The organism is Leifsonia sp. Y878, assembly GCF_057669685.1.
In genome coordinates this window covers 257,941-282,899 of record NZ_JBYHFS010000001.1, presented here as the reverse complement: position 1 = coordinate 282,899, position 24,959 = coordinate 257,941, and the positions used below count along the sequence as shown (strand labels likewise).

Sequence of the window (24,959 nt, the reverse complement as noted above, 5' to 3'; positions counted from 1 at the left end):
AATCGTTCCCACGCGCCACCGCATGCCGCGTGCTTCAGCCACAACCAGCAGGAGAATCCCTTGAGAAATCGCGCCATTTTGTTCGTTGCACCGCTTGCAGCGGCGACACTGCTGCTATCCGGCTGCGTCAAGAACGCCACAGCAGAGGGCGAAGGCTCGAGTCTCACGGTGTCATCGACGGCGAGCGACTGCGCCGTGTCTGCGAACACCGCCGCCAGCGGAACGGTGTCGTTCAGCGTGTCGAATGAAACGGATGAGGTCAGCGAGTTCTATCTGCTGGCTGACGACGGTCTTCGCATTGTCGGCGAGGTCGAGAACGTGGGCCCAGGCGTCACGCGGAACCTCGTCGTGCGAGCGCAGCCCGGCGACTACTTCACGGTCTGCAAGCCGGGCATGGTTGGCGATGGCGTCGGCAAGGCAGCGTTCACGGTGACCGGGTCTGACGTGTCACTCGCAGGCGACGAGCAGGAGCAGATCGACGCCGCAGCGGTCAACTACGTCGCGTACATCAAGGACCAGGTCGGCCAGCTGGTGCCAGGCACCCAGACGTTCCTCGACGCCTACCTGGCTGGGGATGACGAGACGGCACGCGCCCTGTACCCGACGACGCGGGCCAGCTACGAGCGCATCGAACCGGTCGCAGAGTCATTCGGCGACCTCGACCCGCAGATCGACTTCCGTGAGGCCGACGTCGCAGAAGGCGACGAATGGACCGGTTGGCACCGCATCGAGAAGGACCTCTTCCCGCCGACAGCCGCCGAGAACGGTGGCGCAGAGTACGTCGCCCTCACGCCAGAGGAACGCAGCTACTACGCAGACAAGCTCACCGCCAACACGCAGGAGCTCTACGACGCCGTGCACGCCACCGACTACAGCGTGACGATCGACTCGATCTCCAACGGCGCGATCGGCCTCCTCGAAGAGGTCGCAAGCGGCAAGATCACCGGCGAAGAAGAGATCTGGTCGCACACTGACCTCTGGGACTTCCAGGCCAACCTCGAAGGCGCCCGGGTCGCATATGAAGGCGTTCGCGACATCGTGAAGGCGAAGGACGCAGACCTCGTCAGCACCCTCGACAGCCGGTTCGACAGCCTCGAGACGCAGCTCGCCGCCTACGGCAGCCTCGAGGGCGGTTTCACGTACTACGACGAATTGTCCGCCACGCAGGTGAAGGACCTCGCCGACGGTGTGAACGCCCTGAGCGAACCGCTCAGCACGCTCACCGCCGTTCTGGTTGGCTAGGCGTGAGATGACCGACGACACGACCGACGCCCCAGAGCCGACATCTCCGCATGTTGGCACTGAGGCGTCAGCGTCAGCGTCGGCGTCAGCGTCAGCGGATTCGACTGCAGCAGCTGATCAGCCGCACTCCCCCGCCCGGCAGGGCCACAACACGCAGAACCGCGGCCTGTCGCGACGCGGTCTGTTCGGGCTTGCCGGGATCGGCGTCGGCGCCGGCCTGGTCGGCGCTGCCGCAGGTGTGGCCGGCGACAGGGCGGTCATCGCGGCGACCAGCGCCCCGAACGGGTCAACGGTCTATCCGTTCTACGGTGCGCACCAGGCCGGCATCGTCACGCCGGCCCAGGACCGCCTGCATTTCGCCAGCTACGACGTCGGCAACATCAGCCGAGATGAGCTCATCGAACTCCTCACGGACTGGACCGTTGCCGCCGCACGCATGACGACGGGCGGCTCTGCGGGCACATACGGCCCGGCCACCGGCCCATACGACGCCCCGCCGGACGACACGGGCGAGGCGCTCGACCTGCCGGCATCCGGTCTCACCATCACGTTCGGGTTCGGCCCTGGCCTGTTCGCCACAGCGGATGGCGTCGACCGCTTCGGCCTGGCCTCCAGGCGGCCCGCCGCCCTGGTCGACCTGCCGCACTTCCAGGCCGATGCGCTTGTCCCTGCCCAAACGGGCGGCGACCTGTGCATCCAGGCCTGCAGCGACGACCCCCAGGTGGCCGTGCACGCCATCAGGAACCTGTCGCGAATCGCGTTCGGCCGGGCATCCATTCGCTGGTCGCAGCTGGGGTTCGGGCGCACGTCATCGACGAGCCGATCGCAGGTCACTGCTCGCAACCTCTTCGGGTTCAAGGACGGCACGGCGAACGTGAAGTCGGAGGACACCGCGGTGGTCGACGAACACATCTGGGCCAGCGGTTCTGACGGTGCAGCGTGGATGGCCGGTGGCTCGTATCTCGTTGCCCGTCGCATCCGCATGACGATCGAGACCTGGGATCGCACCTCGCTGCGTGACCAGGAGAACATCGTCGGGCGCACCAAGGGTGAGGGCGAGCCGCTCTCTGGCGGCACAGAGTTCAGCGAGCCGGACTTCGCGATGGTCGGGCGCGGCGACGCCCCGATCATCCCGGTCGACTCCCACGTCGCGCTCTCCCACCCCGATCAGAATGACGGGGCGGTGCTGCTGCGTCGCGGCTACAACTTCGTCGACGGCAACGACGACCTCGGTCGGTTGAATGCCGGACTGTTCTTCATTGCGTTCCAGCGCGATCCGCGCACGCAGTTCATTCCGATCCAGACGCGGCTGGCGGCCAACGACGCCATGAACGAGTATGTGCGCCACGTGGGCTCCGGCATCTTCGCGGTGCCAGCCGGCGCGGCGGAAGGCTCGTTCATCGGGGCTGAACTCTTCGCCTAGGCCGAGTTCCCTGTCGGGCCCGCGGACGGGCATCCGCTCAACTGTCGCCTCGAAACCACCCGCACACAGCTGGGCGCGCGAAAACGCCCCAGGCGCGCGATAAAACGCGCGCCCACGGGGAAACCGCGCGCCAGGATTCGCCTGTGATGCGGCAGGGCGGTGATGCGGCGGGGTGGGTGTGGCGCGCGCCGACGGCCTCGCCCGTCGCTGGGGCTACTTGTCGCCCTCAGCCACCGTGTAGAGCAAGCCGTCCGCGGTGCCAGCCACCACCACGGTGTAGTTCCCGTTGCTTGTGGTGAGAACTCCGGCCTCAGCGCCCTGGGCGGCAACGTCAACCGTGAAGCCGGCGTCCTCCAGTTGCGTGCGCGCGTCGGTGAGCGGATCGGTGGCGCTCGACTTCACCGTGACGACCCACCCTGGTGACGCATCGGCTTTCGCTCCTGCGCCGAACATCAGTTCGCCGTCGATGACGGGCACCTCAGCCGGCCAGCCGCTGGGCAGTGAGCCGCCGAGGCTGACCTCTCCCCCTGACGCATCCTGGACGACACCGTTGACGAGTCCACCGACATCCGCCCCACAGCCCGTCAGTGCGCCGAGACCGGCACACGCAAGGACGGCGGCAATGGCGACGCTAGCTCCGCGGTGACGAGTGGTCTGTGTTCTGGTCATCCGTGTACTCATCTGTGTCCTCATTGGTCTGCGTTCCTCTGGCACCTGCATGATGGGGCACATGCGTACACCCAGCTTAACGAGTGAACGCGACCGCCCCAGCGAGATCGAGTCTCACCGGAACGGCCGCGTTCAGCCGATGCTAGTTACTGATTTACGCCTGGTCCTGCTTCTTCAGGCGTGAGGTGTTGCGTGCACGAGCCTGCGCTGCGAGCTCAACCTTGCGGATGCGCACGATCTCAGGGGTGACCTCAACACACTCGTCTTCACGAGCGAATTCGAGGCACTGCTCGAGGGTCAACTGGCGTGACGGGGTCATCGACTCGAAGGTGTCAGAAGTCGACTGACGCATGTTGGTCAGCTTCTTTTCCTTCGTGATGTTCACGTCCATGTCGTCTGCACGTGAGTTCTCACCGATGACCATGCCCTCGTAGACCTCTTCGGTGGGGTTCACGAAGAAGGTCATGCGCTCCTGCAGGGCGATGATGGCGAACGGGGTGACAACACCTGAACGGTCAGCAACGATCGAGCCGTTGTTGCGCGTGTTGATGGTGCCGGCCCAGGGCTCGTAGCCGTGTGAGATGGCGTTGGCGATACCGGTACCACGCGTGGTGGTGAGGAACTCGGTACGGAAGCCGATGAGGCCACGTGACGGAACGATGAACTCCATGCGAACCCAGCCGGTGCCGTGGTTCGCCATGTTCTCCATGCGACCCTTGCGCGCGGCGAGCAGCTGGGTGATGCCACCGAGGTATTCCTCAGGCGCGTCGATGGTCAGGTGCTCGAACGGCTCGTGAACCTTGCCGTCGATCTTCTTGACGACTACCTGCGGCTTGCCGACGGTGAGCTCGAAGCCCTCACGACGCATCTGCTCGACCAGGATGGCGAGAGCGAGCTCGCCACGACCCTGAACTTCCCAGGCGTCCGGGCGTCCGATGTCAACGACCTTGAGCGAGACGTTACCGACGAGCTCCTTGTCGAGACGGTCCTTGACCATACGAGCGGTGAGCTTGTGGCCCTTGACCTTGCCGATGAGCGGCGAGGTGTTGGTACCGATCGTCATCGAGATGGCGGGGTCGTCAACCGTGATGGTCGGCAGCGGACGGGGGTCGTCCGGGTCGGCCAGCGTCTCACCAATGGTGATGTCCGGGAATCCGGCGACGGCGACGATGTCACCGGGACCGGCGCTCTCTGCGGGGTAACGGTCGAGTGCCTTTGTGATCATGAGCTCGGTCACGCGCACGTTGTGCACAGAACCATCGTGCTTGATCCACGCGACGGTCTGGCCCTTCTTGATGTTGCCCTGGAAGATGCGGAGCAGCGCGAGGCGGCCGAGGAACGGCGAGGAGTCGAGGTTGGTGACCCAGGCCTGCAGCGGGTGCTCGTCGTCGTAGACGGGAGCGGGGATGTGCTCGAGGATCGCTTCGAAGAGCGGCTCGAGGTCATCGTTGTCCGGCAGGGTGCCGTTTTCGGGCTTGTTCAGGCTGGCTGCACCGTTACGACCGGATGCGTAGACGACGGGAACGTCGAGGATCGCGTCGAGGTCGAGGTCTGGGACGTCATCGGCCATGTCGCTGGCGAGACCGAGGAGGAGGTCCTGGCTCTCTGCAACGACCTCGTCGATACGTGCGTCAGGGCGGTCGGTCTTGTTGACCAACAGGATGACGGGAAGCTTGGCCTCGAGCGCCTTACGGAGCACGAAACGGGTCTGCGGGAGCGGGCCCTCGCTGGCGTCAACCAGCAGGACGACGCCGTCGACCATGGACAGGCCGCGCTCGACCTCGCCACCGAAGTCGGCGTGGCCGGGGGTGTCGATCACGTTGATCGTGATGGGGCCATCAGTGGCGTGCTTGCCCTTGTACGAGATCGCCGTGTTCTTGGCGAGGATCGTGATGCCCTTTTCGCGCTCGAGCTCGTTCGAGTCCATGGCGCGCTCATCGACGTGCGAGTGGTCCGCGAAAGAGTTTGTCTGGTTGAGCATGGCGTCGACCAGGGTGGTCTTACCGTGGTCAACGTGGGCAACAATAGCTACGTTTCGAAGATTATTGCGCGTGGCAATCGCCATAGAAGAAATCCTTACAAAAGAATGGCTGCCGCAAAATGTCGCATGCGACGAAGAATGGAAGTGTGGTCAGAACTTGACCCAACGGAATATCTTACCGCACTCAATCTGTGCATTCGCGCCGAGACATAGTAGCCGCACTCTCGGCGGAAACAGAATCGGGATGACGCCTGCTGGCGCCATCCCGATTCTTACGTGCTTAGAGCGTGAGTTGTGCGTTGATCAACGAGCTATTTAGCCCAGCCGACGAGTGCCCAGTCGATGGTCTCGAACTGGGTGGCGCCGTAGTTCACGAGGCCGGACTTGACCGCGTACACGTTCGGCAGCGGTGCGATCGGCACGATGGGCACGTAAGCGGCAAGGACCTTGTCGATCTTGTCGGCGATCACGAGGCGCTTGGCCGGGTCGAGCTCCGCGTTGACCTCGTCGTACAGGTCGCCGAGGGACTCGTCGGTGATGCCGGTGAAGTTCGACTCAGAGTCGACGGGGTGGAAGAGCGCCTCGGACGAGGAAATCGGGTAGGCCGTACCCTGCCAGGAGAAACTGGTCATCTCGTAGTCGCCAGGGATGATGTAGTCGGAGAAGTACTTCGCAGACGGCACCTCGTCGAGCTTGACGGTGACGCCCACCTCCTTGAGGTCGGCCTGCACCTGGACCGCACGCTGCTTGTTCGTCGGCGTTTCGGCTGGAACGGTGATCGTGAGGGTCAACGGTTCGCCGTCCTTCTCGCGAAGCCCCTTGTCGCCTTCCGTGTATCCAGCCTCATCGAAGAGCTTCTTGGCGGCATCGACGTCGTACCCGATTGCTGCGTCGACGTTGTCTTCGTAGCCCTTCTGGCCCGGCATGAAGATGTAGCTGCCCTGGGTTGTGGCGTCGACACCGACCGGGGTATTCGCCGATTCAGAGAAGAGCTCGCGGTTGAGTGCGTGTCCGATGGCCTGGCGAACCTTGACATCAGCCAGGGGGCCCTTAGAGCCGTTCATGGTGAGGTGGGTCCACGTGAGTCCGCCTGACGCCTGAATTTCGGCGTCCTTGCGCTTCTTGGCCGTCTGGTACGCGTCGGCGTTCGACGTGATGGACAGAACATCGGTCTCGGAGTTGCCGAACGAGGTGGCCTGCGATTCACCGCTGACGACCTTCACGATCACCGTGTCGAGCTTCGGAGTTTCACCCCACCAGGCCGGGTTTCGTACGAGCGTGATGACCTGCCCGGTCTGGTCAATGTCCGAGATCTTGAACGGGCCGGACGACGGCACCGGGGTCGAGACATAGCCGGTGTTGAACGCGTCAGGGGTGGCTGCGACGGAAACCGGCAGGACGAGGCCAAAGATCGACTGCCAGTCGGCGCTTGCCTTGCTGAATGTGACGGTGAAGTCGAATTCGCTGTCGCCGGCGGGCTCGATGGCGGAGATGTCTTCATAGATGGCGGTCGACGCCGGTGAGTACGCTTCGTTGCTGCCGTTCAGGGCCTGCCAGGTCGCCACGTAATCCTTATACGTGATGGGGGTGCCGTCTTCCCAGACGGCCTTGGGGTTGAGCTTGATCTCGACAACCTGCGGGTCGCTGCTGACCACCTCAGCCGATGTCGCGTAGTTGGGATCGACGACGGAAGTGCCGTCCTCGGCGATCTTGATCGGCCCGCCGTAGGTCAACTGGACGGTGTTGTTCGTATCAACCTCGTTGCCGTCGACCTGCATGATGTTCAAGTTGGACGGCATCGAACCGATGGCGAGGTTGAGGGTGCCGCCATCCTGCACGTCTGCGGCGTCTGCCCTCACCCATGCTGTGGATGGAAGGTCACCGCCCGTCGACGTTTCTGTCTTTTCGGTATTGCCCGGCGCACATGCCGACAGCACGAGCGCAGCTGCGCTCAGTATTGTCACTGTCGCAAGAACGGTATTACGTCGTCGCATAGTGGTTCTCCATCTCTTGGTTGGAACTTCTACAGGTCGGGGGAAGCTGTGGGGAGCTGTGCCGTCTGGGCCACGGACACGTCAATCTCGTTCCGTTCAACGTGGTGGCAGGCGACGGTGACGTCGCCGTGGTGAGCCAACTCTGGGTCAACGCTCGCGCAGCGCTGCTGGGCCGTGGCATCGAGCAACGCGTAGAGCGGGCACCGGCTGCGGAAATTGCAGCCGTCAATCACCGCGCTCGGGCTCGGGAGTTCGCCCTCGAGCAGGACGCGCTTTCGGTTGCGTTCGATCTCAGGGTCAGGGATCGGCGCCGCCGAGATCAGGGCCTGGGTATACGGATGCCGTGGGTTGGCAAATACCTCGGCCACCGGCCCGTACTCCACGATCCGGCCGAGATACATGACCGCAACCGTGTCGGCGATCTGGCGGATGATGGCCAGGTCGTGGGCGACGAACAGGTAGGACAGACCGAGTTGCTCCTTGAGGTCTTCCAGCAGGTTGATGACACCGGCCTGGATGGAGACGTCAAGCGCAGACACCGGCTCGTCGAGGATCACCAGTTTGGGATTGGTTGCCAGGGCGCGGGCGATGCCGATGCGCTGGCGCTGGCCGCCGGAGAACTCGTGCGGGTAGCGGTCGGCCATCACCGGATCCATGCCGACGAGGTCGAGCAGCTCTGCGACGCGAGCGCGCCTGGCGTCCGGCTTGGTGCCGTGCACGGTGAGCGGCTCACCGATCACATCACCGATCGGAAGCCGGGGGTCGATCGCTGCCATCGGGTCTTGGAAGACGATTTGCACATCGGTGCGCAGCTTCAGGCGTTCGGCCTTGGTCATCGTGGCGACATCGGCCCCGTTGACCAGGATCTGGCCGCCCTGTGGGGTCGCCATCTCCATGATCTCGAGGATGGTCGTCGACTTGCCGCAGCCGGATTCGCCGACGAGCCCCAGCGTCTGGCCTGGCTGGATCGAGAACGACACCCCGTCGACCGCTCGCACTGTACCGACCTGCCGGCGGAAGATCCCACCCTGACTGACCGGGTAGTGCCGGATGAGATCAGTGACGGCGAGCACCGGCACATCGAGCTCTTTCGCGTTTGGCGCAGGGGCGGCGAGTGGTTCTGGGCGCGGGAACACCTCTGCCCGAGCCAGGCTGCCGTCGGCGATCTCGCCCGCGCGGTGGCAGGCGGCTGCGTGCGGCACTGCTACGGGGAGCAAGGGAAGCATCGGACGCAGCTCACGTTCGAGGGTGTCCTCCGTCGCGTGCACCGCAAGCGGCGGCTCATCGGTGTGGCACACCGGGAGTGCGATCGGGCACCGCGGCGCGAACGGGCAGCCGGGAGCGAGCGCGGTCAGCGACGGCGGCCGGCCTTCGAGCGGTACCAGCCGCTGCGTGCCTGCAGTCTGCATGTTCGGGACGGAGCGGAGCAGTCCAATGCTGTACGGCATGTGCGCTGCACTGAAGACATCAGCCGTTGTCCCGTACTCGACGAGCCGCCCGGCATACATGACGCCAATGCGATCGGCGTGACCTGCCACGACACCGAGGTCGTGGGTGATCAGGACGACAGCGGCACCCGTCAGCTCCTTGGCCTTCTCCAGCACCTCAAGGATCTGCGCCTGAATGGTGACGTCGAGCGCGGTGGTCGGTTCGTCGGCGATGATCAGGCGCGGGTCGTTCGCGATCGCCATCGCGATCATGGCTCGCTGTCGCATGCCGCCGGAGAACTCGAACGGATACGACATCGCCCGTCGTTCTGGCGACGGAATCCCGACTACCCCGAGCAGCTCGACGGCGCGAACGTGCGCGGCACGCTTACTGAGCGCCGAATCGTGCAGGAGCAGGGCCTCCGCAATCTGGGCGCCGACCGTGTATACCGGCGTGAGCGCAGACAGCGGGTCCTGGAAGACCATCGAGATGTCACGACCGCGGATGCCTGACAAGGCTTTGTCGTCCAGCTCCAGCAGCGATCGCCCGTCGAACGAGATCGAACCTGTTACCTCGGCCGAGCTCGGGAGCAGCCCCATGACAGCGAGGGAAGACACCGACTTGCCCGATCCGGATTCGCCGACAATGCCGAGGAACTCCCCCTCATTGACGTGATAACTGATGCCGCGAACCGCGTTGACCGCAGGCCCTCCGCGCTGCGGGAAGCTGACCGAGAGGTTCTCGACCTCAAGAATCCGCTTCGAGGGACGCAGCAGCCCGGCCGGGCGCTGGCCCAGATCACGATCGAGATTAGTCACGGTTGACTCCAGAGGTCGGGTCGACGGCATCGCGCAGGGCATCGCCAACGAGGCTCACCGCGAACAGGGTCAGCACAAGCACACCGGCAGGGAACACGAACAGCCATGGACGGGTCACCGCTGCTGACGTGCCCTCTGCGAGCAGCGTGCCCAGCGAGACATCGGGGGCTCGAACTCCGAATCCGAAGTAGCTGAGGCTCGTCTCAGCCATGATCGAGGCCACAATGCCGAGGGTGGCGTCGATGATCAACAGCGAGGCGATGTTGGGGATGATGTGACGGCCCAGGATGGTGCGCGTCGGAACGCCCATGTACCTGGCCGCCTTCACGAAGTCCCTGTCACGAAGCGACTTGGTCTGCGACCTGACAACCTGCGCCATCACCATCCAGCTGAAGCCAGCAATGAACAGCGTCAGGAAGACCCACGACAGCGAGGTGAACAGCGGGCTCAGAATGACGAGCAGGATGAAGGACGGGAGCACGAGCAGCAGGTTGATGCACCACACAAGCACGCTGTCAACCGCGCCGCCGACGTAGCCGGCGATCGACCCGACGACGGCCGCGATCAGCGTCCCAAGCGGGCCGGCGATCAGCCCGATGATGAGCGACTTCTGCAGGCCATTCAACGTTTGTGCGTAGAGATCCTGGCCGATGTTGTTCGTGCCGAACCAGTGCAACTGGGTCGGTCCCATTCCCATGTTCAGCGGATCGCGCCCAGAGACATCGAACGGGTAGAACAGTGGGCCAAGGATCGCCCACAGGCAGATCAGGGCGATAGCGATAGCACCGACCCAGAATCGTGGCGTGTGGGACAGCCGCTGCCAGACGAGGCGTGACCGGGAGAGCGGCTTGCGGGATTGCACCACCTCTGTGGGGGTGGCCGGAGCTGGCCCTGGCAGCGTTGCGCTGGTTTCTTCCAACAGTGACATGTCAGCCCCTTACCCGTGGGTCGAGTGCGGCGTAAAGAATTTCGGACAGCGTCGACGAGAAGAGCACAAGCACCGCTAAGAAGAGCGTTGAGCCCGCGACGCCGTTGATGTCGTTCTGGGTGATGGACTGCAGGGTGAATTCGCCCATGCCGTGGAACGAGAAGACGATCTCGAGCATGATCGAGCCGGCAATCAGCGTGCCGAAACTGTAGGCAAAGAACGTCGACATCGGGATAAGGGCAACGCGCACGCCGTGGCGCACGAGCGCTGAGTTGCGGGATCGTCCCTTGGCCCGTGCCGTGCGGATGTAGTCAGCAGACAACACATCGAGCATCACGCTGCGCTGATATCGCGAGTAGCTTGCAGCGCCCATGAGGGTGAGCGCGATGGTTGGGAGCAGCAGGTGCCCTGCCCTGTCGGATGCCAGTACCCACCACGGTCCCGTCAATCCGGCGGTGTACTCCCCCGTGAAGTTGATCAGTTGCACACCACCGACCTGATTGACCAGCGTCGCGCCGATCATGAGCAGCACGCCGATCACAAAAGTCGGCATGGCGAAAATCAGGTAAGAGGAATACGTCACGAGCTGGTCGCTGAGGCTGTACTGCTTGACCGCTCCCCAGACGCCGAGCACCACGCCGAGGATGGCGCCGAGGAGCGAGCCGATGAGAAGGAGCCGCAGGCTCACCCCTGAGCGGGAGATCATTTCATCGATGACAGGCTTGCCGGCCACAGAGGTGCCGAGCGACCCGTGCAGGATGATGTTGGTCACCCAGTCCCAGAGGCGCTGCAACACCGGAACATCAGGATTGACACCCAGGCTGTTCAGGGTGTTGGTGATCGACTGCTCGCTCGGTCGCGGGTTCCGGCCGTAGTACTTGGCTGCCGGATCCAGCGCGATACTCGACACGATGTAGGCCAGGCAGGTCGCTAACGCCGAGAGGATGACGTAGTTGACGAACCGTTTGGAGATGTAGAGGAGCACGAACGGCTACGAGATTCGAATCATCCTGCCGGTTCTGACTTCCAGATTCGGTGGCGCCACGCGAACAACCTCGACAGACGAACCACGTCGGACAGTTCCACATGGGGCAAGCGACACAGGAGTCTCCTTTGCATTCCGCGTACGGAACGTCGGCGAACAAAACCGTGCAGTCGTGTAACTTCTTCGCACGTGACTGTGATTCTATGGCCGAAAAACTCGTCGTCTACCCCTGGTTAGGTGGCGTAACATAATCGACTCACAACCGTTACACATCTGGCGCTCATGAGCACAGGGACGCAACACTCTTGCGTCATTTTCTGAGAATTTGAACAGATATTGAGGATTCGAAGAAACGCACGCGTGTTCCGCCCTCCGCGCGAACGGCGTTACAGCCCGCCGATGGCCGACTGGATGGCCAGGATGACGACAATCACCACGCCGGTCACGATGGCCGTCCATTGCGGGTGCCATTCGATGGGTTCCACGTCGGCAGCACCGACCGGGTATCGCGCCATGAATCCGTCGACGACGTCCTGCACGGCGACCGAGTCACGCTTCGTGCTGCTCTGCTGCGGGCGGCCGCGGCCAGGCTTGGCCACTGGCGCGCCCCAGCTCTTGATCAGCCGGCCATCTCGCGTCTCGACGACGAGCTGGTAGCGAGTGGTGACATCCGCTACCTGGTCCCACGCGATGTGCGCGGTGCGCAGGATGTTCACCACGGTGATTCCTGAGGCGTCAAGCCGAACGGATGGCCGCAGGAACACCACAACGCCGATCCAGACGATGAGCGCCAAAGTGGGCAACGCGGCGAAGGCCACATCGAGCCTCCCCCTGACGAGCGAATCGCCGAGCAGCACAGCGCAGACGACCGCGAGAACGTAGAACGAGAGCTGCGCCGTGGTCGACTTCAACACCACCGGCTTGTCAGCGGATGCCATTGCCTGTGAATCGTCGGATTCCATCGAAATTCCCCTGTCGAGAGCCGGCGTTGCTGCTGGCGTGACTGATATGGAAAACGGGCGGGAAGAGCATCAGCCCCTCCCACCCGTTTCCGCGTGGTACTGCGTCGGCTGCTATACGCCGAGCATGATGTTCGCACCCGGGATTGCGTCGAGCAATGCCCGCGTGTAGTCCTGCTGCGGGTTGTCGAAGACGTCGTCGACAGACGCCTTTTCGACGATCTTGCCCCGCTGCATCACGCACACCTGGTCGGCGATCACGCGGACGACGGCGAGGTCGTGTGTGATGAAGAGGTAGGTCAGCCCCAGCTCAGCCTGCAGGTCAGACAGCAACCGCAGAATCTGGGCCTGAACGAGCACATCGAGAGCCGACACGGCCTCGTCGAGGATCACGATCTCGGGCTTCAACGCCAGTGCACGTGCGATGGCAACGCGCTGGCGCTGGCCACCTGAGAGCTCGTTCGGGTAGCGCGTGGCGAGCGATGTCGGCAGCGATACCTGGTCGAGCAGCTCGTTCACACGGGCGCGACGTGATGCCCTGTCGCCGACCTTGTGCACGTTGAGCGGCTCTGCGATCGTGTTGCCGATGTTGCGCAGCGGGTCGAGGGAGCCGTACGGGTCCTGGAACACCGGCTGCATGGTGCGGCGCAGTGACAACAGCTGGCGACGGTTCAGCGTCGACGAGTCGACACCGCCGATCTTGACGTGGCCTGCGGTGATGCCTTCAAGCTGGAGCAACAGCTTCGCAACGGTGGACTTGCCGGAGCCGGACTCACCAACCAGCGCCATCGTCGTGCCACGTTCGACAGAGAATGACACATCGTCGACGGCCCTGAAGTTACGGCTCTCGCCCTTCTCCCCACGGATCTTGTATTCCTTGACGAGCGAAACAACCTCGATGGCGGTGTCGCGGGGAACGCTCAGTGCGAGCTTCTCAGCACGAACTTCCGCGTTCTCAATGAGGTCAACCGTCTCGACGACGCTGGGCGCCGTGTAGTTCAGCTTGGCCAGCGGCGTGTGCGTCGACTGGATGCGACGAGACGCAAGGCTCGGCGCCGCAGCGACCAGGCGCTGCGTATACGGGTGCTGCGGGTTCTGCAGGATTTCCTTCGACGGCCCTGACTCGACGACGCGACCCTTGTACATCACGACGAGCTTCTCAGCACGCTCGGCAGCGAGGCCGAGGTCGTGCGTGATGAACAGCACAGCGGTGCCGAGGTCGCGGGTCAACGTCGCCATGTGGTCGAGGATCACGCGCTGCACCGTGACGTCGAGAGCGGATGTCGGCTCATCGGCGATCAGCAGGCGCGGGTTCGACGACAGGCCCATACCGATGAGCACGCGCTGGCGCATTCCACCGGAGAACTGGTGGGGGAACTGGCGCATGCGCTTGTCGGCGTCGGACAGGCCGGCTTCCTTCAGCACCTCGATAGCGCGCTTCTTGACGTCCTTGCCCTTGGCAATACCGTTCGCACGGATTGCCTCCTCGACCTGGAAGCCGATGCTCCACACCGGGTTGAGGTTCGACATCGGGTCCTGGGGTACGAAACCGATCTGGCGGCCGCGTACCTCTTCCATCTCCTTTTCGGAGAGCTTCGTGAGGTCGCGCCCCTCGAACAGGATCTCGCCACCCGTGATCCGGCCGGAGCCGGGGAGCAGGTTGATGATGCCGTGCGCGGTCGTCGACTTGCCCGAGCCCGACTCTCCGACGATGGCGAGGGTGTCGCCAGGCATCATCGTGATGTTCACGCCGTTGACCGCTGGAACGAGGCCGTTCTGCGTCTGGAACCCAACCTGCAGGTTCTTAATCTCGAGCAGCGGCTGCTGCCCGTTTACTGCTGCGTCTGGCGTCTGGCTCATCGCAGTGCCCTCGCCTTCGGGTCAAGTGCGTCGCGAACAACCTCGCCGAGCGAGATGAAAGCGAAAACGGTAATGGACAGGGCGATCGACGGGTAGATCAGCGTCTGCGGCGCGGTGCGCAGGTCCTTCTGGGCCTGGCTGATGTCGTTACCCCACGACATGACGTCGCCACCGAGGCCAACACCGAGGAACGACAGGGTCGCCTCTGCCACGATCGCTGCGGCCAGCGAGATGGTCGTGATCACGATCACGGGAGCGATCGAGTTCGGCAGCACGTGCTTCAGGAGAATCTTGAACCGGGAGAGTCCGAGAGCGGTCGACGCCATGACGTAATCGGCATTCTTGACCCTCAGGATCTCGGCCCGCAACACTCGCGCTGTAGACGGCCACGCGAAGATACCGATGGCCAATGAAATCGACCACACGCTCCGGTACTGGGACAGCACCGACATGATGACGACGGCAGCGAGGATGTAGGGAATCGAGAAGAAGATGTCACCGATGCGTGAGAGCGTCGCGTCGACCCATCCACCGTAGAAACCGGCGAATGCTCCGAACACAATGCCAAGCACCGTGGTGAGAACGATCACGATGATGCCGACGGCCACGGACGTTGACGTACCGTGGATGATCCGCGAGTAGACGTCACAGCCCTGCTTGTTGAAGCCGAGCGGGTGTCCGGCAGTCGGTGCCCCGTTGCTGTTGCTCAGGAAGCAGTTGTTGTTCGGCAAGGTCTGCGTGAAGAGGCCAGGAAGCAACGCAACCACGACGACCAGCAGAATCAAGGCTGCGGAGATCCAGAACAGCGGACGACCCCTGAGGTCGCGCCAGGCGTCGATCCAGAGGTTGCTGGGCTTCTCAGCAACCTTGACGGCATCGATGCTGACGAGAGGAGTTTCCTCCAGCGGAGCAACGAAGTGGGTAGGCGAAGGAACGTAGATCGGCTTGTCGTCGATCGTTCCTTCCGTGAAGTTACTTGACATAGCGAATCCTTGGGTCGAGCAGACCATAGAGCAGGTCAACGACGAGGTTGACGACGAGGTAGATCAGGACCATGACGGTGACGAAGGAAACCACGGTCGGTCCTTCACCGCGGATGATCGCCTGATACAGCGTGTTTCCGACACCGGGCACGTTGAAGATGCCCTCTGTGACGGTGGCACCCACGAGCAGCACACCGAAGTCGGTGGCGAGGTACGTCACGACCGGGATCAGCGAGTTACGCAGGATGTGCACAGGGATGATCCGCTTGCGGCTGAGGCCCTTGCTGTACGCGGTACGCACGAAGTCCGCACCAGAGGTCTCGATGACAGACGCGCGCGTCAATCGAACGATCTGCGCGAAGCTGATGCTTGCAAGCACGAGGGCCGGCATGATCAGGTCCTGGATCGGCGCACCACTGCCCACCGTGGTTCTGGCCCACCCGAGCCACACGCCGAAAACGTACTGCGCAACGAAGGCAATGACGAAGATCGGAAGCGAGATCAGCACGAGGCTGACGGCGAGCGAGCTGCCATCGAAAAACTTGCCCTTGCGGATACCGGAGATGAGGCCGACCAGGATGCCGAAGACTGTCTCGAAGAACAGTGCGAGAACGGCAAGACGGATCGTGACGGGGAACGTGCGAGCGAGAATCTCGGTGACCGGCTCTCCGGAGAAGGAGACGCCGAAGTCGCCGCGGAAGATTCCACCGATGTAGATGAAGTACTGCACGATGAACGGCTGATCGAGGTGATACTGGGCACGAAGCTGGGCAACTACCGCCGGGTTGGGAGTCTTGTCGCCGAACAAGGCGAGGATCGGGTCACCCGGCATGGCGAAGACCATGAAGTAGATGAGGAAGGTAGTGCCGAAGAACACTGGAATTGCCTGCAAGACGCGGCGGAAAATGTATCCGGTCATGAGGCGGCTATGCCTGCGGAGTGGGGTAAGTGGGCATGCGAGAAATGAAACCTAACTGTTATCGGGTAACCAACACCCATACAGGTTACCTGCGCTAATGCATTGTTTTTTACATGAGCCCAGGCAGGCACTGATGGGCGCCCCTGACCGACGAACGGGGATGATGACTGTTGTCACCACCCCCGGTCGCAAATGAGCTGAAATTAGCCCTTGGTGATTTCGTTGTAGAGCGGAACGGAGTTCCAGCCGAACGTGACGTTGTCGACGTCTTCGCCGAAGCCGCCGGTTACGTTGGCGTACCACAGCGGGATCGCCGGCAGTTCCGTCAGGAGGATCTCCTGTGCTGCCTGGAAGTCCTTGTTCGCAGACTCGACGTCAGCTGCCGTCGAACCTGAGTCAAGGAGGGCGTCGAAGTCAGCGTTCGAGTAGTCACCGTCGTTCGAGCCAGCACCGGTCGCGTATAGCGGGCCGAGGAAGTTGAACAGACCCGGGTAGTCGGCCTGCCATCCGGTACGGAAGGCGGTCTCGATGGTGCGGTTGGTGATGAGGGTACGTGCCTCAGCGAACGTCGGGTACGGAGCACCCGATGCGTCGATACCGAGAACGTTCTTCACGCTGTTGGTGACTGCGTCAACCCAGCCCTGGTGTCCACCATCTGCGTTGTACGCAATCTGGAAGGTACCGGACCACGGGGAGATCTTGTCGGCCTTAGCCCACAGTTCCTTGGCCTTCTTCTCGTTGAACGCCAGGACATCGGCGCCCTTCAGGGAGTCTGACCAGCCGTCGATGACCGGCGACGTGAAGTCGGAGGCCGGCGTGCGGGTTCCTTCGAAGATCACGTCGGTGATCTCTTCACGGTTGATGGCCATGGAGATGGCCTGACGACGCAGCTCGCCTTCTTCGCCACTGAAGTGTGCGAGGCGTGCCGGGATCGTGAACGACTGGAACACAGCAGCAGGCTGGTTCACGGCGCGTTCGCCGAGGTCGCCCTCGAAGTTGGCGTACTGAGCGTCAGGAATGGCGTCAAGAACGTCGAGGTTGCCGCCGAGGAGGTCAGCGTATGCCGCATCCGTGGTTGCGTAAAATACGATCGAAATGCCACCGTTTTTCGCCTTGCGGCCACCGTTATAGTCCTCGTTGACGTCGAGGTCGATCTTTTCGTTGTGCTTCCAGGCTTTTTCGCTGGCGAGCTTGTACGGCCCGTTGCCAACTGGGCTCTCACCAAATGCGGCCATGTCGTCGAATGCCGAAGCAGGGAGCGGGAGGAAGGCTGAGTAGCCGAGGCGCAACGGGAAGTCAGCGAGTGCCGATGTGAGCTTCACGGTGAACGTGGTGTCGTCAACGACGTTCAACCCTGACATCGACTCCGCGAGAGGATCGGGCACCTGCAGAGGTTCACCCGCTTCGTCGAGCGCCCCAGTCGGGTCGTCCTTTGTGTTCTGCACGTCAGAGAAGCCTTCGATGTTCTCGAAGAAGTAGCTCGAAAGCTGACCATTCGGCAGGTATGCGCCGTAGTTCCATGCGTCGACAAAGCTCGCGGCGTCGACGGCTTCACCGTTGGTGAACGTCAGGTCGGGCTTGATCTTGATGGTGAAGTTGATGTTGTCTTCGGTCGTGATCGACTCTGCGACGTCGTTGTGGGCTGCGCCCTCTCCGTCGTAATAGACGAGGCCAGCGAAGACGAGGTCGATGATCTTTCCGCCGCCAACTTCGTTGGTGTTGGTCGGGATCAGCGGGTTCTGCGGCTCAGAGCCGTTAGCCGAGACGATGGTGGCGTTGCCTGTGGCGCCCGATGAGGAGTCATCCCCAGCGGTGCAGCCGGAGAGCGTGAGCGCTCCTACCGCAGCCAAAGCAATGGCTGTGATGCCAAGCTTCTTGATTTTCAATTTTCCTCCAGTGCAAAGGGTTGCGAGGCAGCACGGTACGAACCTGGCCGACGCGCTAGTTATCAATGAGACTAAAACTGCACGCCTGCATGCACCAAATTGAGCGAGGAAACGTTACATAGAAGTAACGCAAACGAGGCAATTTCGGCTTTTACACAAGAAAATTGCGCTCATTTGCGCGAAAGCGACGGTTTGGAGCGTCCTCGGTCAAAAATGTGATACGCAAGCCATCCCTGTGTACGTCCCCATCGCCTGTCATGATTGAGTCATGTCAGCCTTCACTCCGCCCTCTCGGCCTGCCCCGATTGGCGCCGTGCTCATCTTCGATGGCGATTGCGGATTCTGTACCACGGCCGTTGAGTGGATGAAACGATCGCTGTCCGTCATGCCGGAAGCGGTTCCGTTTCAGTGGGCTGATCTGGACTCTTATGGCCTCAGTCTCGCCGACGCGCAGTCGCGGGTGTGGCTGGCGAGTGCCAACAGGCAGTACTCGGGCGCCGGTGCCGTCGCGGCGATACTGCGGCAGCAACCGATTGGGGTCCTCCGTTTTCTGGGCTGGCTGGCGATCGCCCCGCTCTGGGCAAATCTGGCCGATGTGGCGTATGCACTCGTGGCAAAATATCGCTATCGCCTCCCCGGCGGCACTCCGGCATGTCGCATGCCGAGCGCATCGTGAGCGAGCCGGTGACCGCCGCCGGAGGCACGGCAGGCACGGCGGGCACGGCAAGCGCTCCCCCGCTGCCCCGTGCTGCGCGCATCCGGCTGTGGTGGGAGATCGCGATTGTCCTCGGACTGTCGCTCGGGGCATCCGCTGTCTATTCGATCGTGTCGATCATCGCCATGCTCACGAAGAAGGTTCCACTCTCCGATCAGTCTGCGACGCTCAATGCCTCGCAGTCGACGAGGGAATGGCTCGACTTCACGTATCAATTCCTGGGGATCTTCTTCGCCCTGTTCCCCGTCGCCCTGGTGCTGTATCTGCTGTGGCGTCCAGCGCAGAGCTCGTTCACCCGGCTGGGGTTCGATTTCACCCGCCCAGGTCGGGATCTGGCATCCGGTGTCGGCCTGCTGCTCGTGATCGGAATCCCTGGCCTCGCGCTCTACCTGGCCGGGCGGGCACTCGGCTTCACCGTGGCCGTTGTGCCCTCTCCCCTTGATACGTTCTGGTGGACGATTCCGGTTCTGATCTTCTCTGCGCTGCGTTCTGCACTGAGCGAGGAAATCATCGTGGTTGGCTACCTCTTCACCCGGTTGGCCGAGCTTGGCTGGTCACGGTGGAGCATCATCATCAGTTCGGCGTTGCTGCGCGGGAGCTATCACCTGTACCAGGGCATCGGACCGTTCTTCGGCAACGTGGCCATGGGAGTGGTGTTCGGTTGGTGCTACGCCCGCTGGGGCAGAGTGATGCCGCTGGTGATCGCGCACTGGATCCTGGACATCGTCTCGTTCGTGGGCTACCCGCTGGCATTGGCGTGGTGGCCGGACCTCCTGGCGCCAGCTAGCTAGCATTCGCCGAGTAGCGCCTTCCGTTGGTCGAGGAGGCCGTTCACGGCCGTTTCGAGACCCACGCGGGCCAGCTGCGTCGAGCTGCGCGGTCCAGGCGCAGCTGCGCGGTAACTGCAGTGTGCGCATTGCTGCGTTCGATGAGCGCGACGCGTTGTGGGCTGGGCCTTGGGTCCGATCCGTAGATCGGCTCGCCGGATTTCGAGACGCGGCCGACTGCGTCGGGCGCTCCTCAATCACCGGGAAACGCGAAAGCGCACAATGTGTCGTTCAGCGAAGAGCTGAAGCGACCAATTGTGCGCTTTCGCGGCAGGGCTGCGTGGTGCGGGTGCGAGGTTACTCGAACGCCTCCGGCGGCGGGCAGGCGCACACCAGGTTGCGGTCGCCGTATGCCTGGTCGATGCGACGCACCGGCGGCCAGTACTTGTTGCGGATCAGCGCACGCACCGGGTAGACAGCTGTCTCGCGGTCGTAGGCGTGTGCCCACTCCCCCTCGATCACTGACTGCGCGGTGTGCGGAGCGTTGTGCAACGGGTTGTCGTCGGCGGGCCAGGTGCCGGCTGCGACGGCATCCGCTTCACCCTTGATGGCGATCATCGCGTCGATGAAACGGTCGATCTCGCCGAGGTCTTCGCTCTCTGTGGGCTCGACCATCAGGGTACCGGCGACCGGGAAGCTCATGGTCGGCGAGTGGAAACCGTAGTCGATGAGGCGCTTGGCCACATCGTCAACGGTGACACCGGTTGCCTCGGTGAGCGGGCGCAGGTCGAGGATGCACTCGTGCGCGACGAGTCCGTTGTCACCGGCGTAGAGCACGGGGAAATGTGCGGACAGGCGCGTCGCCACGTAGTTGGCGGCAAGTACAGCGGATGCCGTCGCCTGCTTGAGTCCGTCGGCTCCCATCATGCGCACATAGGCCCACGAGATCGGCAGGATGCTCGGGCTGCCATATGGCGCTGCCGACACCGGTCCGCCCGCGTGTTCGACGGTACTTGCTGACGAGTCTGCGTCCAGCAGGTAGTGCTCACTCGACTGCGCGAGCGGGTGGCCTGGCAGGAAGGGAGCGAGGTGCGCCTTCGCTGCGACCGGGCCGACGCCTGGACCGCCACCGCCGTGCGGGATGCAGAACGTCTTGTGCAGGTTGAGGTGCGACACGTCGCCGCCGAAGTCGCCGAAGCGGGCGAATCCGAGCAGCGCGTTGAGGTTTGCGCCGTCAACGTAGACCTGGCCACCGGCATCGTGCACGGCCTGCGTAATGGCCGGCACCTCGTGCTCGTACACGCCGTGGGTCGAGGGGTAGGTGATCATGAGCGCTGCGAGGTTCTCTGCGTGCTCTGCGATCTTGGCCTTGAGGTCGTCGAGGTCGACGTTGCCGAGGTCATCGCAGGCGACAACGACGACGCGCATGCCGGCGAGCACAGCTGAGGCCGCGTTCGTGCCGTGCGCGCTCGACGGGATCAGGCACACCGTGCGGTGCGTGTTGCCCTGCGACAGGTGGTAGCCGCGGATGGCGAGGAGCCCGGCGAGTTCGCCCTGGCTGCCGGCGTTCGGCTGCAGCGAGACGGATGCGTAGCCCGTGACATCCGTCAGCCAGGTTTCGAGCTGGCTGACCAGTTCGAGGTAGCCGGCCACGTCGTCCTTCGGGGCGAACGGGTGGATGCCGCCGAACTCTGGCCAGGTGACGGCCTCCATCTCGGTGGCGGCGTTCAGCTTCATGGTGCAGGAACCCAGCGGGATCATGCCGCGGTCGAGTGCGTAGTCGTAGTCGGCGAGGCGCTTAAGGTAGCGCATCATGCTGGTCTCTGAGCGGTGCGTGTTGAACACGGCGTGCGTGAGGAAGTCGCTGGTGCGCTCCAGCGTGGTGGGAATGCTGGTCGCTGCGCTCGTGGCTGCCGCGCCCTCGAGGGCGTCGAAGTCAACGGCCCCGAACGCGTTGCGCCCGCCGAATGCGCCGATGACGCGGGTGAGGTCTGAGCGCGTCGTGGTCTCGTCCACCGAGATGCCGACGGTGTCGCCGTCAACGAGGTAGAGGTTGACGCCGTCGACCGCTGCGCGGGAGACGATCTCCGCCGCGCGCCCGGGAACAGACACGCGAACGGTGTCGAAGTAGGTGTCACTCTCGACGCTCACACCGGATGCGCTGAGTGCGGCCACGAGTTCGCTCGCGCTCTCGTGCACCTGGGTTGCGATCGCCTTCAGGCCAGCTGGCCCGTGGTAAACCGCGTACATACCGGCCATGACGGCGAGCAGCACCTGGGCTGTACAGATGTTCGAGGTGGCCTTGTCGCGGCGGATGTGCTGCTCGCGCACCTGCAGGGACAGTCGGTATGCCGGGTGGCCGGCGGCGTCGACGCTCACGCCGACGAGGCGGCCTGGCAGCTGACGCTCCAGTCCCTTGCGCACGGCCATGTAGCCGGCGTGCGGGCCACCGAAGCCCATGGGAACGCCGAAGCGCTGGCTGGTGCCGACCGCGACATCCGCTCCGAGGTCGCCAGGTGAGGCGATGAGGGTGAGCGCGAGCAGGTCGGCTGCGACGACGGCGAGGCCGCCCTGCGCCTGGGTCGCCGCGATGAGTGCCTGCGGGTTCCAGACACGGCCGGATGCGCCCGGGTACTGCACGAAGATGCCGAAGTGGTCGCCGAGAGCGGCTTCGACTGACTCACCCAGCGCGGCGAGATCCAGCTCGACGAGCTCGATGCCGACGGCCGCTGCGCGGTTGACGAGCAGGGCCTTGGTCTGTGGCAGTGCGTCTGCGTCGACGATGAAGCGCGGCGACGTGAGCTTGGACGCGCGACGGGCCAGCATCATGCCCTCAACGACGGCGGTGCCCTCGTCGAGCATCGAGGCGTTGGCGGTGGCGAGGCCAGTGAGGTCGGTGACCATGGTCTGGAAGTTGATCAGTGCCTCGAGGCGGCCCTGCGAGATCTCGGGCTGGTACGGCGTGTATGCCGTGTACCAGCTCGGGTTCTCGAGCACGTTGCGCTTGATCACAGCTGGCGTGATCGTGTCGTAGTAGCCGAGTCCGATCATGCTGCGCTTCACCGTGTTGCGGTTTGCCAGCTCCCGCAGCTCGGTGATGGCCTCACGCTCAGTCGCGGCGGGCGGCAGCGTGCTGTCGCCGTCGACGCGGAACTGGTCAACGTGGATCGACGCCGGAATAGCTGCTTCGACCAGCGCATCGACAGAGTCATAGCCGAGTGAGGCGAGCATGTGTGATTGGGCTGCGGCATCCGTACCGATGTGACGCCCTGCAAAAGCCTGAGACATGTGTGTACTAAACCTGCGCGTTCCTGGTGTGTAGAACTGGTTTGGGGAGGGGTGCTGGTGGCTGAGTGCGGTGTGCTGAGCGCGCTACTCGCCGACGAGGGCTGAGTACTCGTCGAAGCTCAGCAGCGTCGGCAGCTCGGTGAAGCTGACCTTGATGAGCCAGCCTTCGCCGAACGGGTCGCTGTTGACGAGCTCCGGGCTGGCCACGACGGCGTCGTTGATCTCGACGACGGTGCCGTTGACCGGTGCGAAGAGTTCGCCGACCGACTTCGTCGATTCGATCTCGCCGACGACGGTGCCGTTGGCAACGCTGGATCCGACGGCCGGCAGCTCGACGAAGACGACGTCTCCGAGCTTGTCAGCGGCGTAGGCGGTGATGCCGACGGTCGCGGTCTTCGCCTCTGCACCAATGCGGAGCCACTCGTGCTCTGCGGTGTACTGGAGTGCTGTCGTGTCAGTCATGGTGTCCTCTGAGGTAGTGGGGTGTGCTGGCGGGGAGTGAGCGAGTTACTTCTGGCGCTTGTAGAACGGGAGCTTTGTGACGGATGCCGGGATGCGCGTTCCGCGCACGTCGACGAACAGCTCGGTGCCGACGTCGGCCAGGTCAGGGCTGACGTAGGCCATCATGACCGGGTGTCCGAGGGTCGGTGAGAGGGCGCCGCTGGTGACGATGCCCACCGGCTCAGCGGATGCCGCTGCGTCGGCTGCTGCGTCTGCCGATGCGAACACCGGGTAGTCGGCGCGGCCGGCGCGCTTGCCCTCTGAGACCAGGCCGACCAGCACGCGGGCGTCCGCAGCAGGACCGGCTTCGCTGGCGGCACGCCCGACGAAGTCGTTCTCCTTGGCCAGAGCGACGACGCGGCCGAGTCCTGCCTGGGCGGGGAAGGTGTCCAGGCCGAGTTCGTGGCCGTACAGCGGCATTCCGGCCTCCAGGCGCAGCGTGTCGCGGCTGGCAAGTCCTGCTGGGACCAGGTTGTGATCTGCGCCGGCGACGACGATGGCGTCCCAGAGGGCGCGGGCGGCATCCGCTTGGATATAGAGCTCGAAGCCGTCTTCGCCGGTGTAGCCGGTGCGGGCGACCAGGAGTGGGAGGCCGGCGAAGGTGGCATCCGTTGACCAGTAGTACTTGAGTTCGTCGAGCGGGATGCCGAGATCGGCGATGCCTGCCGTTGCCTCGAGGATGGCGCGGGCGGCGGGACCCTGCACGGCGATGAGGGCGATGTCGTCGCTCTGGTCGGTGACGGTCACGTCGAAGCCGTCTGCACGGGCGCTGAGCGCTTCAGCGGCGGGGAAACGGTTACCGGCGTTGGCGACGATGAGGAAGGTGGTGTCGCCGAGGCGGTAGACGACGAGGTCGTCGATGATGCCGCCGGCCTCGTTCAGGAGCAGGCTGTACTTCGCCTGGCCGTACACGGTGGCCGAGATCTTTCCGGCGAGCGCGTAGTCGAGGAAGGCTGGGGCGTCGGGGCCGTCGACCAGGATCTCTGCCATGTGCGACAGGTCGAACAGGCCGGCATTGCTGCGCACGGCGTGGTGCTCTGCGAGGTCGCTGGTGTAGCGCACCGGCATCTGCCAGCCGGCGAAGTCAGTGAAGCTGGCGCCGGCGGCGACGTGAGCGTCGTGCAGGGGCGAGAGCCGCTCGTCGGTCTGGTTTTCTGATGCAGAGGTCATGAGTTCTCCGGTCGTCACCAGCCGCGAGGATGGCGAGAGTCGCGGGTTCGATTGAACCCGGTGGGAACTCCCCCTCTGTCGTCAGGCCTGAGAGCTTCGCCACACCCATTGCTGGGGCGTGACTTTCACCGTGGGCGAGTCGCGTTGGTGCCGCAACTACTTTTCAGAGTGGCCAATTCGATGCGGTACGCGTACCTGAGAGATTGTCGGGGAGGATTGCTCCTTCGGTGTTCGCTCGTCTTGCGACGTCGAATTCTCCCGCATCGACCATGATGGCCAGTTGTTCAGTTATGGGTGCAACCGGTTCTCTGAGTGCGCGAAAACCCTGTGCGATCACAGCCTAGCGGCTCGGCAGCCCGCGACCCGAAACTCGTCGTGTATGCAGACCTGTCACCCAGAATCGCCGACCTGTGTGACAGGTCGGCGATTCTCGCTGTGGCCGG

General features: G+C 63.6%; 18 protein-coding genes and 2 riboswitches. Of the genes, 4 read left to right on the top strand and 14 right to left on the bottom strand.

The window, feature by feature from the left end; all coding sequences use genetic code 11:
* Positions 1-60: 60 nt before the first annotated feature.
* Both efeO and efeB read left to right on the top strand, forming a co-directional pair.
* A complete protein-coding gene (efeO, locus tag AC25Y4_RS01275) occupies positions 61-1,242 on the top strand; it encodes an iron uptake system protein EfeO (protein WP_488118559.1) in 1,182 nt (393 codons plus the stop codon).
* Positions 1,243-1,249: 7 nt separating this feature from the next.
* The gene (gene efeB / locus AC25Y4_RS01270; protein WP_488118558.1) at positions 1,250-2,665 is read left to right on the top strand and encodes an iron uptake transporter deferrochelatase/peroxidase subunit; all 1,416 of its coding nucleotides are present in this window, start codon (positions 1,250-1,252) and stop codon (positions 2,663-2,665) included.
* Positions 2,666-2,878: 213 nt separating this feature from the next.
* Here the strand turns inward: efeB and AC25Y4_RS01265 are convergent, their stop codons facing one another.
* From AC25Y4_RS01265 to AC25Y4_RS01215, 11 genes are all read right to left on the bottom strand, one after another.
* A complete protein-coding gene (locus AC25Y4_RS01265) occupies positions 2,879-3,334 on the bottom strand; it encodes a hypothetical protein (RefSeq protein WP_488118557.1) in 456 nt (151 codons plus the stop codon).
* A 154-nt stretch (positions 3,335-3,488) separates the two neighbouring features.
* Positions 3,489-5,399: a translational GTPase TypA gene (typA, locus tag AC25Y4_RS01260; RefSeq protein ID WP_488118556.1), complete on the bottom strand. Its 1,911-nt coding sequence runs from the start codon at positions 5,397-5,399 to the stop codon at positions 3,489-3,491.
* Positions 5,400-5,626: 227 nt separating this feature from the next.
* A complete protein-coding gene (locus AC25Y4_RS01255) occupies positions 5,627-7,309 on the bottom strand; it encodes an ABC transporter family substrate-binding protein (RefSeq protein WP_488118555.1) in 1,683 nt (560 codons plus the stop codon).
* A gap of 29 nt (positions 7,310-7,338) precedes the next feature.
* Complete coding sequence (locus AC25Y4_RS01250) at positions 7,339-9,534, bottom strand: ABC transporter ATP-binding protein (RefSeq protein ID WP_488119503.1); 2,196 nt, start codon at positions 9,532-9,534, stop codon at positions 7,339-7,341.
* Positions 9,535-9,547: 13 nt separating this feature from the next.
* Positions 9,548-10,483 (bottom strand): ABC transporter permease, encoded by a 936-nt coding sequence (locus AC25Y4_RS01245; protein ID WP_488118554.1) that lies wholly within the window; start codon positions 10,481-10,483, stop codon positions 9,548-9,550.
* 1 nt (position 10,484) lies between these two features.
* Positions 10,485-11,468, bottom strand: a complete 984-nt coding sequence (locus tag AC25Y4_RS01240) for an ABC transporter permease (protein ID WP_488118553.1) — start codon at positions 11,466-11,468, stop codon at positions 10,485-10,487.
* A 386-nt stretch (positions 11,469-11,854) separates the two neighbouring features.
* Positions 11,855-12,430 (bottom strand): PH domain-containing protein, encoded by a 576-nt coding sequence (locus AC25Y4_RS01235; protein ID WP_488118552.1) that lies wholly within the window; start codon positions 12,428-12,430, stop codon positions 11,855-11,857.
* A gap of 111 nt (positions 12,431-12,541) precedes the next feature.
* Entirely contained in the window at positions 12,542-14,287 is a 1,746-nt protein-coding gene (locus tag AC25Y4_RS01230; protein ID WP_488118551.1) for a dipeptide ABC transporter ATP-binding protein, read from the bottom strand.
* Positions 14,284-15,270, bottom strand: coding sequence for an ABC transporter permease (locus tag AC25Y4_RS01225; RefSeq protein WP_488118550.1), 987 nt, complete (start codon positions 15,268-15,270; stop codon positions 14,284-14,286). Before AC25Y4_RS01225 ends, AC25Y4_RS01230 begins: the two co-directional genes overlap by 4 nt.
* A complete protein-coding gene (locus AC25Y4_RS01220) occupies positions 15,260-16,189 on the bottom strand; it encodes an ABC transporter permease (RefSeq protein WP_488118549.1) in 930 nt (309 codons plus the stop codon). The genes AC25Y4_RS01225 and AC25Y4_RS01220 overlap by 11 nt, the downstream gene beginning before the upstream one ends.
* Positions 16,190-16,392: 203 nt before the next feature.
* Entirely contained in the window at positions 16,393-18,075 is a 1,683-nt protein-coding gene (locus AC25Y4_RS01215; RefSeq protein ID WP_488118548.1) for a peptide ABC transporter substrate-binding protein, read from the bottom strand.
* A 268-nt stretch (positions 18,076-18,343) separates the two neighbouring features.
* Between AC25Y4_RS01215 and AC25Y4_RS01210 the strand changes: the two genes are divergently transcribed.
* Both AC25Y4_RS01210 and AC25Y4_RS01205 read left to right on the top strand, forming a co-directional pair.
* On the top strand, positions 18,344-18,751 hold the full coding sequence (locus AC25Y4_RS01210) for a thiol-disulfide oxidoreductase DCC family protein (protein WP_488118547.1): 408 nt from the start codon (positions 18,344-18,346) through the stop codon (positions 18,749-18,751).
* Positions 18,727-19,581 (top strand): CPBP family intramembrane glutamic endopeptidase, encoded by an 855-nt coding sequence (locus tag AC25Y4_RS01205; RefSeq protein WP_488118546.1) that lies wholly within the window; start codon positions 18,727-18,729, stop codon positions 19,579-19,581. The genes AC25Y4_RS01210 and AC25Y4_RS01205 overlap by 25 nt, the downstream gene beginning before the upstream one ends.
* Positions 19,582-19,914: 333 nt before the next feature.
* Here AC25Y4_RS01205 and gcvP read toward each other — a convergent pair whose 3' ends face one another.
* The 3 genes from gcvP to gcvT all read right to left on the bottom strand — a co-directional run bounded on the left by gcvP (position 19,915) and on the right by gcvT (position 24,516).
* Entirely contained in the window at positions 19,915-22,845 is a 2,931-nt protein-coding gene (gene gcvP / locus AC25Y4_RS01200; protein WP_488118545.1) for an aminomethyl-transferring glycine dehydrogenase, read from the bottom strand.
* Positions 22,846-22,929: 84 nt separating this feature from the next.
* Positions 22,930-23,307, bottom strand: coding sequence for a glycine cleavage system protein GcvH (gene gcvH, locus AC25Y4_RS01195; RefSeq protein ID WP_488118544.1), 378 nt, complete (start codon positions 23,305-23,307; stop codon positions 22,930-22,932).
* A gap of 45 nt (positions 23,308-23,352) precedes the next feature.
* Positions 23,353-24,516, bottom strand: coding sequence for a glycine cleavage system aminomethyltransferase GcvT (gcvT, locus tag AC25Y4_RS01190; protein ID WP_488118543.1), 1,164 nt, complete (start codon positions 24,514-24,516; stop codon positions 23,353-23,355).
* 65 nt (positions 24,517-24,581) lie between these two features.
* Positions 24,582-24,689, bottom strand: a riboswitch (glycine riboswitch).
* Positions 24,690-24,787: riboswitch (glycine riboswitch) on the bottom strand. It abuts the riboswitch before it with no gap.
* Between the last annotated feature and the right edge of the window lie 172 nt (positions 24,788-24,959).

Excerpts from the sequence above, each read along its gene's own strand:
- efeB (WP_488118558.1), top strand. The coding sequence starts at position 1,250 with ATGACCGACGACACGACCGACGCCCCAGAGCCGACATCTCCGCATGTT.
- AC25Y4_RS01265 (WP_488118557.1), bottom strand. The coding sequence starts at position 3,334 with ATGACCAGAACACAGACCACTCGTCACCGCGGAGCTAGCGTCGCCATT.
- typA (WP_488118556.1), bottom strand. The coding sequence starts at position 5,399 with ATGGCGATTGCCACGCGCAATAATCTTCGAAACGTAGCTATTGTTGCC.
- AC25Y4_RS01255 (WP_488118555.1), bottom strand. The coding sequence starts at position 7,309 with ATGCGACGACGTAATACCGTTCTTGCGACAGTGACAATACTGAGCGCA.
- AC25Y4_RS01245 (WP_488118554.1), bottom strand. The coding sequence starts at position 10,483 with ATGTCACTGTTGGAAGAAACCAGCGCAACGCTGCCAGGGCCAGCTCCG.
- AC25Y4_RS01235 (WP_488118552.1), bottom strand. The coding sequence starts at position 12,430 with ATGGAATCCGACGATTCACAGGCAATGGCATCCGCTGACAAGCCGGTG.
- AC25Y4_RS01230 (WP_488118551.1), bottom strand. The coding sequence starts at position 14,287 with ATGAGCCAGACGCCAGACGCAGCAGTAAACGGGCAGCAGCCGCTGCTC.
- AC25Y4_RS01225 (WP_488118550.1), bottom strand. The coding sequence starts at position 15,270 with ATGTCAAGTAACTTCACGGAAGGAACGATCGACGACAAGCCGATCTAC.
- AC25Y4_RS01220 (WP_488118549.1), bottom strand. The coding sequence starts at position 16,189 with ATGACCGGATACATTTTCCGCCGCGTCTTGCAGGCAATTCCAGTGTTC.
- AC25Y4_RS01210 (WP_488118547.1), top strand. The coding sequence starts at position 18,344 with ATGTCAGCCTTCACTCCGCCCTCTCGGCCTGCCCCGATTGGCGCCGTG.
- AC25Y4_RS01205 (WP_488118546.1), top strand. The coding sequence starts at position 18,727 with ATGTCGCATGCCGAGCGCATCGTGAGCGAGCCGGTGACCGCCGCCGGA.
- gcvP (WP_488118545.1), bottom strand. The coding sequence starts at position 22,845 with ATGTCTCAGGCTTTTGCAGGGCGTCACATCGGTACGGATGCCGCAGCC.
- gcvH (WP_488118544.1), bottom strand. The coding sequence starts at position 23,307 with ATGACTGACACGACAGCACTCCAGTACACCGCAGAGCACGAGTGGCTC.
- gcvT (WP_488118543.1), bottom strand. The coding sequence starts at position 24,516 with ATGACCTCTGCATCAGAAAACCAGACCGACGAGCGGCTCTCGCCCCTG.